This is a genomic window from Rhizobium arsenicireducens, from assembly GCF_964021225.1.
Genome location: NZ_CAXHYK020000001.1, coordinates 744972 through 761833 on the forward strand (window position 1 = coordinate 744972; position 16862 = coordinate 761833).

Genomic DNA, 16862 nt, shown 5'->3' on the forward strand with positions numbered 1-16862 from the left:
GGCGGGCGCATTTTGCAATTCGCTCGCATCTGCAAGGATGGAGATCATGGTCGAAAAGGGCAACGGCATCGTTCAGCGCCTCGCCTTCTGGGGCATTCCGCTGGCATTCGGCGTGATGGGGCTGAAGCTTGTCGCCTGGTGGGTGACGGGGTCGGTGGCGCTTCTGTCGGACGGGCTGGAATCGACCGTCAACGTGATTGCCGCTTTCGTCGCCTATTTCGTTATTCGCTACGCCCAGAAGCCGGCGGATGACGACCATCCCTATGGCCACCACAAGGCAGAATACCTGTCCGCCGTTGCCGAGGGCGTGCTGATTGTCCTGGCGGCCTTGCTCATCATCCGGGAAGCCGTTTCAGCGCTCGCTGATCCGCAAGTGCTCGATGCGCCCGTTCTCGGGCTTGCGATCAACGGCGCGGCGGGCATCATCAACCTGATCTGGGCGCGGGCCCTGATCCGCATCGGCAAGACGCACAGATCCCCGGCGCTCGCGGCCGACGGTCATCACATCATGTCGGACGTGGTGACCTCGGCGGGTGTCTTTGTCGGCCTGGTGCTGGTGGTGGTCACGGGCTATGCGATCCTCGATCCGGTGCTCGCCATTCTTGTCGCCGTCAACATCATCTATCAGGGCTGGAAGGTCATTTCCCATTCGGTCGCCGGGCTGATGGACAAGGCGGTCGAGCCGGAAGAGGAGGCGGCTATCAAGGCGGCGATCGCGGAAAACTCGGCCGGCTCGCTCGATGTGCATTACCTGCGCACCCGTCGCGGTGGTGCCGTCACCTTCGTTGCCTTCGATCTCGTCGTGCCCGGTCAGATGCCGGTCAGCGAGGCGCACAGGATCTGCGACCGGCTGGAGGCCGCCGTCAAAGCGGTGCTTCCGGGTGGCCATATTACCATCCATGTCGAGCCTGAAAGCGAAACGGCGCATGGTGTTAGGGTCGGCGTCGTGGCGAATACCAAGGAGCAGGGATCATGAGCAAGACCGACGTCAGCGGACTGTCGCAGCTCGGCCAGAATGTCGAGGCCCCGAGCAGTCCGGAGACGGCCGTGCTGGAGCGCGTGCCGAATGGCAATGCCGGTACCGACTATGTCGTGCGCTTCACCGCGCCGGAATTCACCTCGCTCTGCCCGATGACCGGCCAGCCGGATTTCGCCCACATCGTCATCGACTATATTCCCGGCGACTGGCTGGTGGAATCCAAGTCGCTGAAGCTCTTCCTGTTTTCTTTCCGCAACCACGGCGCGTTCCACGAGGACTGCTCGATCTACATTGCCAAACGGCTGGTCGACCTGCTCGCTCCGAAGTGGCTGAGGATCGGCGCCTACTGGTATCCGCGTGGCGGTATGCCGATCGATGTCTTCTGGCAGACCGGGGCGCCGCCCGAGGGTATCTGGTTGCCGGAACAGGGTGTTGCGGCCTATCGTGGACGAGGCTGAACGGGGCAAACCGCATTCTCTCCAAGTCGAGAGCGGATCGGACCCTGCGAGGTTAACGAATTTGAAACCTTGCCGCGAAGCGCAGCGTTAAGGGGAATCTGCCATTTGTTGAGTACATGAACAGAGGCTCACATATCATGACGTTTCACGGTTTGCGTCGCTCGGCCGATTTTTCCATCCTGAAGGTCATTGCGACTGCTGTCTTCGGCATGGCCGCGCTTGCCGTGATAACCCTGTCCTTCCTGGTCTGGTCGACCTGGAAGATCGACGCCGTCTCGACTGCCCGACAGACACAGATGGCGAGCTATGTCATCAGCCGGTTCCGTTTCGAGATCGCCCATGACCAGGAGAGCGTCACCGTCTGGGACGACGCCGTCAAGAATATTCGGGAGCATGCGTTATCCGAGAATATGGCGTGGATCCATATCAATCTCGGCGAGTGGATGCAGACCTATTTCGGACATGACGCCGCTTACGTGGTCGACCCGGAAGGGAAGCCGGTCTACGCCTTCGAAGATGGCGCACAGCAGGACGCGGGTGCCTACGCCTCGATCGAAGCGACTGCGGCTCCGATGTTGCAGCAATTGCGAGAGGCACTTCGCGGGGGAAACCCGATCGGCGTCGAGGACGGTATCGACAGCCCCGGCTTTACGGATTTCCGTATTCTCAACGGCCGTCCCGCCGTGATCAGCCTCAAGCCGATCGTCAGCGACACCGGTGAGATCGAACAGGTCGTCGGCGCGGAATATGTCCATGTCGCGGTCCGCTTTCTTGACGGACCGTTCCTCAAGATACTCGAGACCAGCTACGACTTCAACAACATGCACTTTTCGCTGACGGACGAGGCGGATGAAAGAAAGGCCGCACTGCCGCTGGTAACCAATGACGGCAGTGTCATGGGCTTCGTCGTATGGGAGCCCTACCGGCCCGGGCAGGACTTCCTCACCTCTATCGCGCCCGTACTGCTGACCATCTTCTTTTTGCTGGGCGGCGTGGTCAGCATCTTCATTGCCATGCTCTACCATCGCGCCATGGCCAATCGCGATCAGGAGACGCGCATCCGCTATCTCGCCAGCCATGATTCCTTGACCGGGCTGTTGAATCGCGCCTCCTTCGAGACATTGCTCGACGTAGCGCTGCGCGAGCGAGATGGCATACCGGCGCAGGTCGCCATCCTCTACCTGGATCTCGATCGCTTCAAGCCGATCAACGACACGCTTGGTCATCCGGCCGGCGATAACGTCATTCGCGAGGTCGGCGAGCGCATCAGCAAGCTTCTGCCACCTCATTCTTCGCTGTGCCGTGTCGGCGGCGACGAGTTCAATGTGCTGACGCCGTATCGCCAGATCGACGAAGTCGAGGCGCTCTGCACGGCGATCGTCTCATCGGTCTCCCAGCCCATCGTCCTCGAGGGCCAGAATGCCTTTGTCGGCATATCGATCGGGGTGGCGCTTTCGCCGCAGCATGGGACGGAGCGCACAGAACTGACCCGCAAGGCCGACGTCGCGCTCTACAGCGCCAAGGCGAGCGGACGCGGGTGCTATTCGATTTTCGGACCGCATATGGACGCAATGGTTCGGGAGCGGGCAGAGATCGAGCGCGACCTGCGCCGCGCGCTGGCCGACCGTAGCCAGCTTCACGTGCTTTATCAGCCCAAGTATTTTGCCACGACCGGTGAGGTCGGCAGTGTCGAGGCGCTGGTTCGCTGGCATCATCCGACGCGCGGGCTGATTTCCCCGGTCTATTTCGTGCCAATTGCTGAAGAGGGGGGACTGATCCGGGAACTCGGCCGCTACGTGCTCGAGGAGGCCTGTCGGGCCGCGGCTCATTGGCCGATCGACAACATTGCCGTCAATGTTTCCGCCGTCCAGCTGCGGTACAATGGCTTTGCCATGGAGGTCATGTCAATTCTTGCTGCAAGCGGGCTCTCGCCGCACAAGCTCGAACTCGAGGTCACGGAAACAGCGTGGATGGACGGATCCGAAACCTGCACCGCCAATATCCGGGCACTGCGGGCCGCCGGGATCCATATCGCCCTGGACGACTTCGGTACCGGTTTCTCAACCTTCGGACGACTGCATGAGACCGAGGTCGATCATATCAAGATCGACAAGATGTTCATCGACGGTCTCGGCAAGGATCGGGGCGACGAGGCAATCGTCCAGGCGATCGTGGAGTTGGCGCGGGCCAAGGGCCTGAAGACCACGGCCGAGGGCGTGGAGACGAACGAGCAGAACGACTTCCTGACCCGAATCGGCTGCGATGAATTGCAGGGCTTCCTGTTTGCCGGGCCGATGAGCCAAGAGGATGTCGGCACGCTGCTCGGCGGGCGGAGCGACACGACACCGCGCCGCCCTGGGTTGAGAAAGTCCCCAACGATCAAAAACAAGATCGGCGGGTGAAACCCGCCGACCACCTGTTCAGGGAGTGGTTTTGCTGATCAGCCAAGCACGAGGGCGGCACCGCCGACAGCGGTCGCCAGACCAAGCAGGCGGGTGACGAACGGGCCCATACGGCCGAGCGCGATGCCGAGGCCGATGCCGGCGGCATGCAGGGCGGCGGTGGCGACGAGGAAACCGAGGCCGAACTGGAGCGCGCCGGCGGCACCGAGTTCGCCGCCATGGGCATGGCCGTGGAACAGCGCGAAAACACCGACGACGGCGGCAGACGCGGTAACCGGCAGGCGTGCGGCGGTTGCAACCAGCAGGCCAAGGCCGATCACCGAGGCGAGAATGGCCGGCTCGACGAACGGGATTTCAATGCCGGATACGGCCAGCAGGAAGCCTAGCGCCATGGTGCCGACGAAGGCGGCCGGCACGGCGAGGAGGGCGCGTCCGCTGATCTGCGACGCCCACAGACCGACGGCGACCATGGCAAGGATATGGTCTGCGCCCGAGAGCGGATGGGAGAGGCCGGCCATTAGCGAGCCGTGTTCCGCGGGATTGAGATGGGCGAAGGCCGGGGCGGTGGCGGCGCCAAGAAATGCGGCGGTAATGGAAAGGCGTTTGAACATGGTTGTCCCTCTTATTGGTCGACACGGCGCCCGGAAATCAGTCGCGCCGGCCTTCGGCTATATCGCGCTGCGAAGACTATCGTAAGCGCTTTGTCGCTGTCTACGGCAAAGCCCTGGCCGAGGCTGTCCCCACAGCGGCGTCGGCACCGCCGGAAATGCGGCAGTCCCGGATAAAGTAATACCCTCCGCGCGCGGGGCGCGGAGGGCAGTTTCACAGCCTGTCCGGCCAAAAATCACTTCTTCGGGTGCGCGTTCAGCACTTCGGCGCAACGCGAGAAGCTCAAGCCCTCGCCATCGGTATCGTTGGTCGCACGGATGGCGACGATGCGATCCGACGGGTCGGCGGTGAGCTGCAGTTCGCAGAACAGCTCCTCATAGCGCGGCGGCGAGATCATCTGCGGCTGGGCCGTCGGAAAGCCGCCAAGGGTGGTGGTCTTGGTGACCGTCACGCCGGGCTTCGTCTCGCGAGTCACCGTCCGGGTCGTGGTCTGGGCCGGCGTGGGGGTCGAATACTGCGGCGGGATGTAGCGGGTCTTGTCGCCGCCCCGCCAAGTGTAAAGGATGTTGCCGCTGGCCATCGGAAACTCCGAGATCGGCGGGCCATACTGGGTGAAGAACACCTCGGCCGGCTGGCCGATCCAGCGCGATTGAATGACGGTATTGGCTTCTTCGGTGGTGGTGCAGCCGGAAAGCACCGCAGCGGCCAGGACCGCGACGGCGGCGATGTGTATCTTCATGACAATCTTCCCCTCGATAATCAGTCGCCCAGCATCGCGCGGCCCTTCAGGCGTGGCAAGAGCCGTGCACAAATACGGCTCTGGTGCCCCATGACCTCGGAGCGCACATTCCGTTCGGCAGACACGTTAAGAGGACGCTATTCCCCGAGACAAGAGCGCGACAGCTATCGGCCCAATTTTGGTCCGTTTTTCCGGCTGACAATTCGGGAGCGCAGAGCCTTTCGGCGTTTCCGCTTGTCCGCATGGAGCGGCGCCCCATATTGAGGTGCAGGAATCCTGCCCCTCTCCCGGCGGGCGACAATCCGGAGCGATGAGCCGTGTTTGCATTCGACAACAGTTACCAGCGCCTGCCGGAACGTTTCTACCGGCCAGCCGATCCGGCCGGTGCAAGGGCGCCGCGCCTGATCCGTTTCAACGAGGCCCTGGCCGGGGAACTGAACCTCGATTTTGCTGAAGCGAGCGACGAGCTTCTGGCCGCGATCTTCTCCGGTAACCGTCTTCCTGAAGGAGCGGCCGCGATCGCCATGGCCTATGCCGGCCATCAGTTCGGCAATTTCGTGCCGCAACTCGGCGACGGGCGGGCGATCCTGATGGGCGAGGTGGTCGACCGACACGGCCAGCGCCGCGACATCCAGCTGAAAGGGGCTGGCGTGACACCCTTTTCGCGCAATGGCGACGGGCGCGCGGCGCTCGGCCCGGTGCTGCGCGAATATCTCGTCTCGGAAGCCATGCAGGCGCTCGGCATCCCGACGACCCGGGCGCTGGCCGCGGTGCTGACCGGCGAGGCGGTGCATCGCGAGACGAAGCTGCCCGGTGCGGTTTTGACGCGCGTGGCGGCCAGCCATATCCGGATCGGCACATTCCAGTTCTTCGCCGCGCGCGGCGATGCGGAGGCGGTCAAAGTGCTCGCGGATCACGTAATTTCCCGCCACTATCCGGAGCTGGAGGGCACTGAACAGCCCTATCTTGCGCTCCTCAATGCGGTCGCCGCGCGCCAGGCAGACCTCATCGCGCGCTGGCTCTCCGTCGGTTTCATCCACGGAGTGATGAACACCGACAATATGGCGGTCTCGGGCGAGACGATCGATTTTGGTCCCTGCGCCTTCCTTGACGAATACGATGCGCGCAAGGTGTTCTCCTCGATCGACCAGCGCGGGCGCTATGCCTATGCCAACCAGCCTGGGATCGCGCAGTGGAACCTCGCGCGCTTCGCCGAGACGCTGCTGCCGCTCATGGCAGGGGGCGAGGATGAGAATGTCGAGGCGGCGAATGTCGCGCTTGCCGAATTCGGCAGGATGTTTCAAGCCCGCTGGCTCGATCTCTTCCGCGCCAAGATCGGTGTCACGGGAGAGGCAGAGGGCGACCTTGATCTCATCAATTCGCTGCTGAAGCTGATGGAGGGCGCGCAAGCCGACTTTACCCGCACCTTCCGGGCGCTCGGCAAGGTGGCCGGCGGTACAGACCCGCAGATACTTGCGGCGGAGTTCGCCGATCCGATCGGCCTCGACGATTGGCTTTTGCGCTGGCGGCGTCGGCTCGAATCCGATCCCCTACCGGCTGCGGAACGGCAGGCGGCGATGGACGCGGTCAACCCGGCCATCATTCCCCGCAATCACCAGGTCGAGGCGGCGATCGAAGCCGGGCTGGAGGGCGATTTTGCCGTCTTCGAACGGCTGCACGCGGCCCTGCGGTATCCCTATGCGGAGAGCCCGGAATTTGCGGCCTATCAGGACAAGCCGTTGCCCGGGGAACGGGTGGAGAGAACCTTCTGCGGCACCTGAGTTCTCCGTGGCTTGAAGGACCGGCGTCTTTCCGCTGTGTCAGCCGACCGGCATCGTCCTCTGCCGCTGCATCATCATCACCACAGCCTCCGGCACGGCCTTTCCTTGAGGATGTGCGATGTTGCCATCGCTCGCCTTGTGCCTTCGTCCGCAATGTCGCAAACTCAGTCGCAGCGGCTGGGAGACGCGGAAAATCCGGGTCGTGCAGCATTGCAGATTATGTCGCATTGAGGATGAAATGGCGGGTCGACGCGCCCTAAGATCGGTTCTCAATATCAATCGGGATTTGGGGCAATGGCAGAGTTTCCGTCCAAGGCAAAGGTCGTCATCATCGGGCTGGGCGGCATTGTCGGCGCCTCCATCGCCCATCACCTCATCGAACGCGGCTGGGACGACATCGTCGGTATCGACAAGTCGGGCATTCCGACCGACATCGGCTCCACCGCCCATGCCTCCGACTTCTGCTACACCACCAGTCATGACTATCTCTCGGTTTGGACGACGCAGTACTCAATCGATTTCTACGAGAAGATGGGCCATTACGCCCGCATCGGCGGCCTGGAAGTGGCACGCACCGGCGACGACAGCTGGATGGAGGAGATCAAGCGCAAGCTCTCCTCGGCCAAGGCTTTCGGCACCCGCGCCCATTATGTTTCACCGGCCGAGATCAAGAAGCTCTTCCCGCTGATCGAGGAAGACCAGGTGATGGGCGGCATGTTCGATCCCGATGCCGGCCTGGTCATTCCGCGCAGCCAAACGGTTGCCGGCAAGCTGGTGGATGCGGCGGAAAAGTCCGGCAAGCTCAATATGTTCGCCAATACGCCGGCAAAATCGCTGATCGTCGAGGGCGGCCGCATCAAGGGCGTGGTTACCCATCGCGGCACGATCATGGCCGACCATGTCATCGTCTGCGCCGGCCTGTGGGGCCGTTTGATCGCCGAAATGGTCGGCGAGGACCTGCCCGTCATGCCGGTCGACCATCCGCTGACCTTCTTCGGTCCGTTCAACGAATTCGAGGGCACAGGCAAGGAAATCGGCTATCCGCTTTTGCGCGACCAGGGCAACTCCGCCTATATACGCGACACCGGCGACCCGAAGACCACCGAGGGCGGCCAGATTGAATGGGGCTATTACGAGACCAAGGAACCGCGCATGTGCCATCCGCGCGAGCTCCTGGAAAAGCACGAGGCGCGGCTTTCGCCCTCGCAGCGCGACCTCGAGATGGAGCAGATCCTCGAGCCGCTCGAGCGGGCCATGGAGCTCACACCGATCCTCGGCGAACTCGGCTACAATGAAGGCCATTCCTTCAACGGCCTGCTGCAGGTCTCGGCCGCCGGCGGCCCGTCCTGTGGCGAGAGCCAGAAGGTCCGGGGCCTGTGGTACTGCGTCGCCATCTGGGTCAAGGATGGTCCGGGCTACGGCAAGCTGATCGCTGACTGGATGACCGACGGCCGCACCGAGATCGACCACAACTCGATCGATTACGCCCGCTTCTATCCGCATCAGCTGACCGAAGACTTCATCGCCGGGCGCTGCTACGAGGCCGCGCAGAAGATCTATTTCCCCGCCGTGCACCCGCGCGAGCCCTATGGCAGCGGCCGCAACGTCAAGCGCTCGCCCTTCTACGAGCGTGAAGTGGAGCTCGGCGGTTACTTCATGGAACTCGGCGGCTGGGAACGCGCGCACGGCTACAAGGCCAACGAGCATCTCCTCGAGAAATACGGCGATCGCGTTCCCGTCCGCGCCAACGAATGGGACAACCGCCATTTCTGGCGCGTCTCGAACGCCGAGCATCTGGCGATGAGCGAGGATTGCGGCATCGTCAACCTTTCCCACTTCCACATGGTCGACATCGAAGGGCCGGACCATGTCGAACTGCTGGAATGGCTGTGCGCCGCCAAGATTGGCGGCGACGGCAATATCGGCAAGGGCATCTACACCCACTTCCTCGACGACGAGGGCATGGTGCGGGCCGACTTTACCGTGTTTCGCATGGCCGACCGCTGCCGCCTGACCAACGGCGCCGACGCCGGCCCGCGCGACTTCCACTACATGAAGCGCGTCGCCCAGGATAAGGGCTTTGACGTCACCATCACCGACGTCACGGAAAAGTATGTGACCATCGGCATCTGGGGCCCGAACGCCCGCGCCACGCTGAAGAAGGTCGTCGCCGAGCCGGCCGGGCTCGACCCGGAGAACTTCGCCTTCGCCGCGATCAAGCCGATCGAGATCGCCGGCAAACCGGTCACCGCCTTCCGCATTTCCTATGTCGGCGAGCAGGGCTGGGAACTGCACATGAAATATGACGACGCGCTGGCCGTCTGGGACGCGCTGCGCGCCACTGGCGTCATGGCGTTTGGCGTCGAGACCTATGCCAATTCGCGCCGCATGGAAAAGAGCCTGCGCCTGCAGAACGCCGATCTCCTGACCCAGTACAACCTGATCGAGGCCGATCTTGCCCGCCCGAAGGTCAAGGAAGCCGACTTCCGCGGCAAGTCCAAGCACCTCGAATACAAGGCGCGTGACCACCAGCCGGCCATGCTCTGCACGCTGGTGATGACCGACAATGTCGACGCCAAGGGTATTGCCCGCTATCCGGTCGGCTCGCTGCCGGTCATGGACCCGGAAACCGGCGAAACCCTGATCGACAGCCTCGGCCGCCGCTCCTACACGACGTCGATCGCGTATGGGCCAACGATCGGCAAGAATATCGCGCTGGCGCATTTGCCGCACGACTATTGCCAGGTGGGGCGGAAGCTGAACGTCGAGTATTTTGCCGAGGTGTTTCCGGTCGAGGTTGCGGCGGTGGGGTACAAGCCGCTGTATGATCCGGAGAATTTGAAGCCGCGGAGTTGAGGCGGGGGCTTAGTGCTCAAACTGATGACGGCCATGGGGCTGAAGCTCTCGGCGTCGCGCGAGCGGTTCCTCTCCATGCCCCTCATGCGGAGGTGGCGGGCCGCGTCCGGCGTCGAAGCACGAGGCCACCGATCCACGTCACGTCCGCAGGCTTCGAGGACCGTGTCGTGGGCATTCCTGCCTGACGGTGATCGCGGATCGACGGTGTTTAATTCCCTCCGCCATCTGTTCGCACTTGAACAATCTCCGGTCTCGGCACATCTGTAGGACTTCAGAGTTTTGGGAGGCGGATGATGGACGGGAATGTGAGCGATCGGCAGGCGGTGTCGCCGGAGGCGGTGATCGAGAGCGTGCTTTCGCGCCAGAAGGCGGCTTATCTGACCGACATCAATCCGGATCTGGTGCTGCGGCTCGATCGGCTCGACCGGCTGGAGCGGATGATCCTCGCCTGGCAGGAGCGCCTTGCGGCGGCGATCTCGGAGGATTTCGGCAATCGTTCGGCGGTGGTGACCACGCTGGCCGACATCGTGCCGACGCGGGCGGCGATCCGCCATGCGCGCCGGCACCTGAAGGGTTGGATGCGGCCGCGCCGCGTGTCGCTCGCCTGGACCGGGCAGCCGGGCGCGGGAATGATCCTGCGCCAGCCGCTCGGCGTCGTCGGCATCATCGCGCCGTGGAACTATCCGCTCAACCTGATGCTCTCGCCGCTGGTCGGCGCGCTTGCCGCCGGCAACCGGGCGATGCTGAAGCCGTCGGAACTGACGCCGCGGTTCTCCGAGGTTCTGGATGCGGCGGTGAAGGAATTCTTCGCCGAGGACGAGGTGGCGGTCATGACCGGCGGGCCGGACGTTGCGGCGGCTTTCAGCGCGGCGCCGTTCGATCATTTGGTGTTTACCGGCTCGACCAGCGTCGGCCGGCGGGTGGCGGAGGCGGCGGCGCGGAACCTGACGCCGGTGACGCTCGAACTCGGCGGCAAGTCTCCAGCGATCATCGATGCCTCGGCTGATCTCGATCGCGCCGTGCCGCGGCTGATGTGGGGCAAGCTGTTGAATTCCGGCCAGACCTGCGTGGCGCCCGATTACGCGCTGGTGCCGCGCGACAAGGTTTTGGCCTTCGTGGCTGCGGCTGAGGCGGCGGCGGCAAAGCAATATCCGAGCCTTGCCGGCAATCCCGACTATACGTCGATCATCAGCGCGCGCCATTTCGACCGGTTGGCCGGCCTGATGGACGAGGCCCGGGCCAAGGGGGCGGAGGTGATCGAATTGCTGCCCGGCACGGATGTGGGGCGGCGCATCCTCGCGCCGGTCGTCGTCACCGGCGCCAACGATACGATGGGGCTGATGCAGGAGGAGATCTTCGGGCCGATCCTGCCAGTCATCCCCTATGACACGCTCGACGAGGCGCTGGCCTTTATCAACAACCGCGACCGGCCGCTGGCGCTCTACTGGTTCGGCAGCGACAAGAATACCGAGGCGCGGGTGCTGAACGGGACGATTTCCGGCGGCGTGACGATCAACGACACGATCCTGCACCTGGCGCAGGACAACCTGCCGTTCGGCGGCGTCGGCGCTTCGGGTTATGGCGCCTATCATGGCGAAGCGGGTTTCGTGGCGATGAGCAAAGAAAAGCCGGTGTTGCGCCAGTCGCGGCTATCGGCGGTGGCGCTGCTTTATCCGCCCTATGGCAAGATTGCCGACATCCTGTTGAAGTTGCTGGCGAAATTTGGCTGAGGGGGGCGTTCACGGTGGCGGCCTCTTCTCCCCAGCGTGGAGAAGGTGGCCCGGTAGCGCCGGATGAGGGGGCGGGCGGACGGAGCGACCCGTCTTTTTGTTGTCGGTCGCCCCGTCCAGGACCTTGACGGTCCACCCCTCCTCCCCCCAGGAGGATGAATCACCCGGCCTTTGCGAGCTTCGCGACTTCGGGGTCGTAAACGCGACCAAAGCGGTTGGCGAGGAAGTCGGGGAGGCTGACTTCTTCCTGGCGGACAAAGCCCTTCTGGGGCAGCTTGCCGTCGGCCAGCAGGTCCAGCACGGTGCAAATGCCGGCAGCCGTGGTGATCTGGATGGCGCTCATCAGGCGTCCACCGACGACGCCAGCATAGACCTTGTTGGCATAGGTTTCCTGCAGGAAGCGGCCATCCTTGACGCCGCAGACGGTGACGAAGATGACGACCACGTCCTGCATGGTGGCGGGCAGGGCGTTTTCGAACAGGTCTTTCAGCACATCGCGGCGGTTCTTCAGGTTGAAGTCGTTCAAGAGCGCCTTGACGATCGCCTGATGGCCCGGATAGCGGATGGTGCGGTAGTTCATCGTGCGCACCTTGCCCTCGAGCGTCTTGGCCAGCGTGCCGAGGCCGCCGGACGTGTTGAAGGCCTCGTAGGTGACGCCGTCGAGCGAGAATTCCTCGCGCTCTTCCATCGCCGGGACATTGATCAGCTTGCCCTCGACGATCGCCTCGCAGGGCTCGATATATTCGTTGATCAGGCCGTCCGTGCTCCAGGTCAGATTGTAGTTGAGCGCGTTGGACGGATATTGCGGCAGCGCGCCGACGCGCATGCGCACGCTGTCGAGCGTGTCGAAGTGCTTTGTCAGGTCGTTGGCGACGATCGAGATGAAGCCGGGGGCCAAGCCGCACTGGGGGATGAAGGCGGTTCTGGCATTCTTCGCCAACTGCTCGACCTTGCGGGTCGTGGCGACGTCTTCGGTCAGGTCGAGATAGTGGGTGCCGGTGCGGGCCGCACTTTCGGCGATCGCGCCGGTCAGGTGGAAGGGGGCGGCCGAGAGCACGGCGAACTTGCCGGCGAGCACGGCGTCGAGCGCCTTGGCATCGGTGATGTCGACGGCGGTCGTGGCAATCGCCGGATGGCGGTCGATGGCGGAAAGCTGTGCCTCGCTGCGGTCGGCGACCGTGATCTTGTAGGCGCCGCTGTCGGCCAGCATGAGTGCAATGGCGCTGCCGATCTTGCCGCCGCCGATGATGACTACGTCCTTCATTGAAATATCCCCTCTTGAATTTCGTCAGGTTTTTACAGGATGCCGACTGCGCCTTTCGATTCATAGCGACGATATGTTCGTTTCGTGGTATCTGTTTCGGCATATTGCCGAGAGGATTGGACGAAATGCAAATTACCGACAAGGATCGCGAACTTCTGGCGTTGCTCGGCGAGAACGCCCGCATGCCGGTGGCCAATCTCGCCAGGCGGCTCGGCCTGTCGCGGACGACGGTGCAGGCGCGGCTGGAGCGGCTGGAACGCGAAGGGGTGATCGCCGGCTACGGGGTCAGGCTGTCGGAGGCCTTCCAGAGCGGGCTCATCCGTGCCCATGTGCTGATCACCATTGCGCCGAAGTCGCTGCCGATGGTCAGCGCCGAGCTGGACGCCATCCGCCAGGTGACGACGCTGCATTCGGTCAACGGTTCGTTCGACCTGATCGCCATCCTCGCAGCCAGTTCGATCGCCGAACTTGACGGGCTGATCGACCGGATCGGCGAGATCGACGGCGTCGAGCGGACACTTTCTTCGATCATTCTGTCGACGCGGATTTCTCGGTAGGTGCAGGTCCCTCGCTAACGCCCTGTTCACCGGTTCCGTGCTTCCCCTTTTTCCCGCATTGTTTTACGACATGAGTCGCACTATGTGCGGGTGACCGAATCCAAGTGGAGACTAGCCGATGAATGAAGACGAAGACGACAAGAGCAAGGAACTGCCGCTCGGCAAGGAAACGGAAGCGAATCTCTTCAAGTCGCGTTCGATCTTCATCTATGGCGGGATCACCCAGGAACTGGCGCAGAAGGTCTGTACCCAGCTTGTGGCGCTCGCCGCTGCCTCCGATGACGACATCCGCGTCTATGTGAATTCGCCGGGCGGTCACGTCGAATTGGGCGATTCGATTCATGACATGATCAAGTTCATCAAGCCGAAGGTCATCATCATCGGCACGGGCTGGGTCGCCTCCGCCGGAGCGTTGATCTACGTATCGGTGCCGAAGGAACGTCGCCTCTGCCTGCCGAACACCCGCTTCCTGCTGCACCAACCCTCGGGCGGCACCCGCGGCATGGCCTCCGACATCGAGATCCAGGCCCGCGAGATCATCAAGATGAACGAGCGCCTGATCAAGCTCTTCGCCAAGGCCACCGGCCAGACCGAAGCTAAGATCGCCAAGGACATCGACCGCGACTACTGGCTGTCGGCCGAGGATGCCAAGGACTACGGCCTGGTCGGCAAGATCGTCGAGAAGCAATCCGAAATCTGAGCTTCGGCGCAGAGGTAGAATTGAAGCAGCCCCTGTCGGTGAAAACCGGTGGGGGTTTTGTTTTGGAGAGCAGAAAGCGGCGGCGCGACGATGGCGCGCGTTCCGCAGACCTCCTGGCGATCGTGAATAGGGACGCGTACTGGTTCTTACTCTTGTGGGGGGTGAGGACTTGCGCATAGCCGTCTGCCAAAGCCGCGCGACGAAGGTCTGATCGGGAATCGTTTGACACAGTGCATCGTCCGAATATGGTCGAGAATGTCATAGGAGGCGGTGGGAAATGCGAAGTCTGCTCAAGGGAATCCATGCCGGTCTGCTGTTGGCGGCGTGTCTGGTGATCGCGGTAGCGCTTCCGGCCGGTGCGCAGGACGTGACCTTCCGCACCTACAAGGACAATTCCGGATTCTCCTGCCAGTTTCCCTCGGACTGGGACTTCCAGCAATCAACCAGGGGCGACCGGGTGTTTTCCGGACTGCAAGGCGACGCCCGCGAGGCGGTCATCATCATCCAGCTGATTGATAGAGCAAAGACGGCGGAGAAGACGGCACAGGCGCAAATTGAGAGGGCTAAGGCGCAGTTGCTTGCCGTCTCCGAGGGACGTATCCGCACGGAGGGCGCGGCTCCCGTCGCTGGGCAGCAGGCGCCCTTCGTCATTGCTAGCTACAAGACTACCGACAATGCGGGCAAAGAGCGTCCCTTCAACCATATCCAGATGGTGGTGACAGCACCGCGCCTCTTCCTGCTGATCTCATATTCGGCGCCGGACGGGATATTCGACGAATATATGAAGGTCTTCGAGAACTGTTCGGCGACGTTCGCACTCGGCGAACTTTCAGCGGCCGAGCCGCTGGTCGAGCAGGGCCAGCCACAGACGCAGGCCCCCCTACCCGAGAACGAGGAGGGGGAGGACGAGTCCACTGGCAAGCCCGCTCCCGCGGGCGACGAGGACACGATCGTCTGGCGGCGCAATACCGATCGCGCCTTCTGGATCGCCGTGCCGCGTATCTGGTCGAGCGAGATCGACGAGGCAGAGCCCTATTCCCTCGACATGCGCCACCCGGACCGGGTGGAAGGCGTGATCGTCTGGGCACTGGACCTCGACCAGGCCACCAAGGCGAAGGATTTCGCCGATGCCTGGGAGGAGAACCTGGCGGACAAGATTTTCTTCATGAGCGAGCGGCTCGCCAAGCCGGCCAGCGAGCATCCGGGCGTCGGCCTGCCGAAGGTACCGGTGGTCATGCGCGAGTATCAGGGCGAGGTGAGCGGCGCGACGGTGCAGAGCCTGGCTGCCTATCTGGTCTACAAGAAGCGCGGCTATACCATCGTCGGCTATCACTTCCTCGGCGACAAGAAGGGCGAGGCCCGTGTCCGCGATGCCATCATGAGCTTCCGGCTTGCCGCGCCGGACAATTGATGTCACGTGAAAAAGGCGCGCCCCATATTGGGACGCGCCTCGCGATGGCTGGTGACGGTCGGCGATCTTCGCAGGCCGTGGCCGTTCCTTAGAACTCCACGGCGCGGTCGCCGTTCTCGTCCTGGATGCGCGTGGGCAAACCAATCTTGTTCAAGAGATTGATAAAGGGCTTCGGCGGCAGTTCTTCGACGTTGACCATCTTCTTCGCATCCCACTCACCGGTGGCGACCAGCATAGCCGCGGCGACCGGCGGCACGCCGGCGGTGTAGGAGATTCCCTGGGAGCCCACTTCGTTGTAGGCTTCCTTGTGGTCCGCGACGTTGTAGATGAAGACGGTCTTCTCCTTGCCGTCCTTAAGGCCCTTCACGTAGTCGCCGATGCAGGTCTTGCCCTCGTATTCGGGGGCGAGTGATGCCGGGTCGGGCAGGCAGGCCTTGACGACCTTGAGCGGCACGACCTCGGAGCCGTCGGCGAGCTTCACCGGCTGCTCGGAGAGCAGGCCGATGTTTTTCAGGACGGTGAAGACATTGATGTAATGGTCGCCAAAGCCCATCCAGAAGCGCACGTTGGCGCCATCCATGTTCTTCGCCAGCGAATGGACCTCGTCATGGCCGCAGAGATAGGCCTTGCGCTTGCCGACCACCGGCAGGTTGTATTCCTTGCCGATCTCGAACATCTTGTTCTCCTGCCACTGGCCGTTCTGCCAGGAGTAGACGACACCGGTGAATTCGCGGAAGTTGATTTCCGGGTCGAAGTTGGTGGCGAAATATTTGCCGTGGCTGCCGGCATTGATGTCGACGATGTCGACGTCCGTCACCGTGTCGAGATATTCGTCCTTGGCGAGCTTGGCATAGGCATTGACCACACCCGGATCGAAGCCGGCGCCGAGGATGGCGGTGATGCCCTTTTCCTCGCACTCAACAGCACGCTTCCACTCGTAGTTTCCGTACCACGGCGGGGTCTCGCAGATCTTTTTCGGATCCTCGTGGATTGCCGTGTCGATATAGGCGACGCCGGTATCCATGCAGGCGCGCAGCACAGACATGTTGAGGAAGGCCGTGCCGACATTGATGACGATCTGGGAATTGGTCTTCTTGATCAGCGCCTTGGTGGCTTCGATGTCGAGCGCGTCGAGGGCATGGCCTTCCAGCACGCCCGGCTGCTTCATCGCCTTTTTGTCGTGAACCGAAGCGATAATAGCGTCGCACTTAACCTTGGTGCGCGAGGCGATATGAATGTCGCCTAGCACGTCATTGTTCTGGGCGCACTTGTGCGCCACGACCTGTGCGACGCCGCCGGCGCCGATGATGAGCACGTTCTTCTTCATGATGGGGACCAACTCCTTGATGTCCAATCGTCAGAAACCTGTGAGGGAA

General features: G+C 62.7%; 13 protein-coding genes. 9 read left to right on the forward strand and 4 right to left on the reverse strand.

All coding sequences use genetic code 11. From position 1 onward, the window contains the following. The first annotated feature begins 46 nt into the window (after positions 1 to 46). The 3 genes from ACWPVA_RS03515 to ACWPVA_RS03525 all read left to right on the forward strand — a co-directional run bounded on the left by ACWPVA_RS03515 (position 47) and on the right by ACWPVA_RS03525 (position 3839). Positions 47 to 976, forward strand: a complete 930-nt coding sequence (locus ACWPVA_RS03515) for a cation diffusion facilitator family transporter (protein WP_454286351.1) — start codon at positions 47 to 49, stop codon at positions 974 to 976. Continuing rightward, positions 973 to 1437: a preQ(1) synthase gene (gene queF / locus ACWPVA_RS03520; protein ID WP_454286352.1), complete on the forward strand. Its 465-nt coding sequence runs from the start codon at positions 973 to 975 to the stop codon at positions 1435 to 1437. Before ACWPVA_RS03515 ends, queF begins: the two co-directional genes overlap by 4 nt. A gap of 137 nt (positions 1438 to 1574) precedes the next feature. Next, the gene (locus ACWPVA_RS03525; RefSeq protein WP_454286353.1) at positions 1575 to 3839 is read left to right on the forward strand and encodes a putative bifunctional diguanylate cyclase/phosphodiesterase; all 2265 of its coding nucleotides are present in this window, start codon (positions 1575 to 1577) and stop codon (positions 3837 to 3839) included. Between the two features lie 38 nt (positions 3840 to 3877). On the opposite strand, the gene ACWPVA_RS03530 is transcribed toward ACWPVA_RS03525, so the two are convergent. Then, the gene (locus ACWPVA_RS03530) at positions 3878 to 4450 is read right to left on the reverse strand and encodes a HupE/UreJ family protein (protein ID WP_454286354.1); all 573 of its coding nucleotides are present in this window, start codon (positions 4448 to 4450) and stop codon (positions 3878 to 3880) included. Positions 4451 to 4683: 233 nt separating this feature from the next. Then, positions 4684 to 5187 (reverse strand): hypothetical protein, encoded by a 504-nt coding sequence (locus tag ACWPVA_RS03535; protein ID WP_454286355.1) that lies wholly within the window; start codon positions 5185 to 5187, stop codon positions 4684 to 4686. A 317-nt stretch (positions 5188 to 5504) separates the two neighbouring features. Between ACWPVA_RS03535 and ACWPVA_RS03540 the strand changes: the two genes are divergently transcribed. The 3 genes from ACWPVA_RS03540 (at position 5505) to ACWPVA_RS03550 (ending at position 11554) form a co-directional block, all read left to right on the forward strand. Beyond that, positions 5505 to 6968 carry a protein adenylyltransferase SelO gene (locus ACWPVA_RS03540; RefSeq protein WP_454286356.1) on the forward strand — a complete coding sequence of 488 codons (1464 nt, stop codon included), beginning with the start codon at positions 5505 to 5507 and terminating at the stop codon, positions 6966 to 6968. A gap of 294 nt (positions 6969 to 7262) precedes the next feature. Then, a complete protein-coding gene (locus ACWPVA_RS03545; protein ID WP_454286357.1) occupies positions 7263 to 9824 on the forward strand; it encodes a GcvT family protein in 2562 nt (853 codons plus the stop codon). Positions 9825 to 10117: 293 nt separating this feature from the next. Beyond that, positions 10118 to 11554 (forward strand): coniferyl aldehyde dehydrogenase, encoded by a 1437-nt coding sequence (locus ACWPVA_RS03550; RefSeq protein WP_454286358.1) that lies wholly within the window; start codon positions 10118 to 10120, stop codon positions 11552 to 11554. Between the two features lie 160 nt (positions 11555 to 11714). Here ACWPVA_RS03550 and ACWPVA_RS03555 read toward each other — a convergent pair whose 3' ends face one another. Then, positions 11715 to 12818 (reverse strand): saccharopine dehydrogenase C-terminal domain-containing protein, encoded by a 1104-nt coding sequence (locus ACWPVA_RS03555; RefSeq protein WP_454286359.1) that lies wholly within the window; start codon positions 12816 to 12818, stop codon positions 11715 to 11717. A gap of 125 nt (positions 12819 to 12943) precedes the next feature. Between ACWPVA_RS03555 and ACWPVA_RS03560 the strand changes: the two genes are divergently transcribed. From ACWPVA_RS03560 to ACWPVA_RS03570, 3 genes are all read left to right on the forward strand, one after another. Next, a complete protein-coding gene (locus ACWPVA_RS03560; RefSeq protein ID WP_454286360.1) occupies positions 12944 to 13375 on the forward strand; it encodes an Lrp/AsnC family transcriptional regulator in 432 nt (143 codons plus the stop codon). Between the two features lie 118 nt (positions 13376 to 13493). After that, positions 13494 to 14075: an ATP-dependent Clp protease proteolytic subunit gene (locus ACWPVA_RS03565; RefSeq protein WP_454286361.1), complete on the forward strand. Its 582-nt coding sequence runs from the start codon at positions 13494 to 13496 to the stop codon at positions 14073 to 14075. Positions 14076 to 14352: 277 nt separating this feature from the next. Continuing rightward, on the forward strand, positions 14353 to 15486 hold the full coding sequence (locus ACWPVA_RS03570) for a hypothetical protein (protein WP_454286362.1): 1134 nt from the start codon (positions 14353 to 14355) through the stop codon (positions 15484 to 15486). A gap of 88 nt (positions 15487 to 15574) precedes the next feature. On the opposite strand, the gene ACWPVA_RS03575 is transcribed toward ACWPVA_RS03570, so the two are convergent. Next, the gene (locus ACWPVA_RS03575) at positions 15575 to 16813 is read right to left on the reverse strand and encodes a saccharopine dehydrogenase family protein (protein ID WP_454286363.1); all 1239 of its coding nucleotides are present in this window, start codon (positions 16811 to 16813) and stop codon (positions 15575 to 15577) included. Positions 16814 to 16862: the final 49 nt, after the last annotated feature.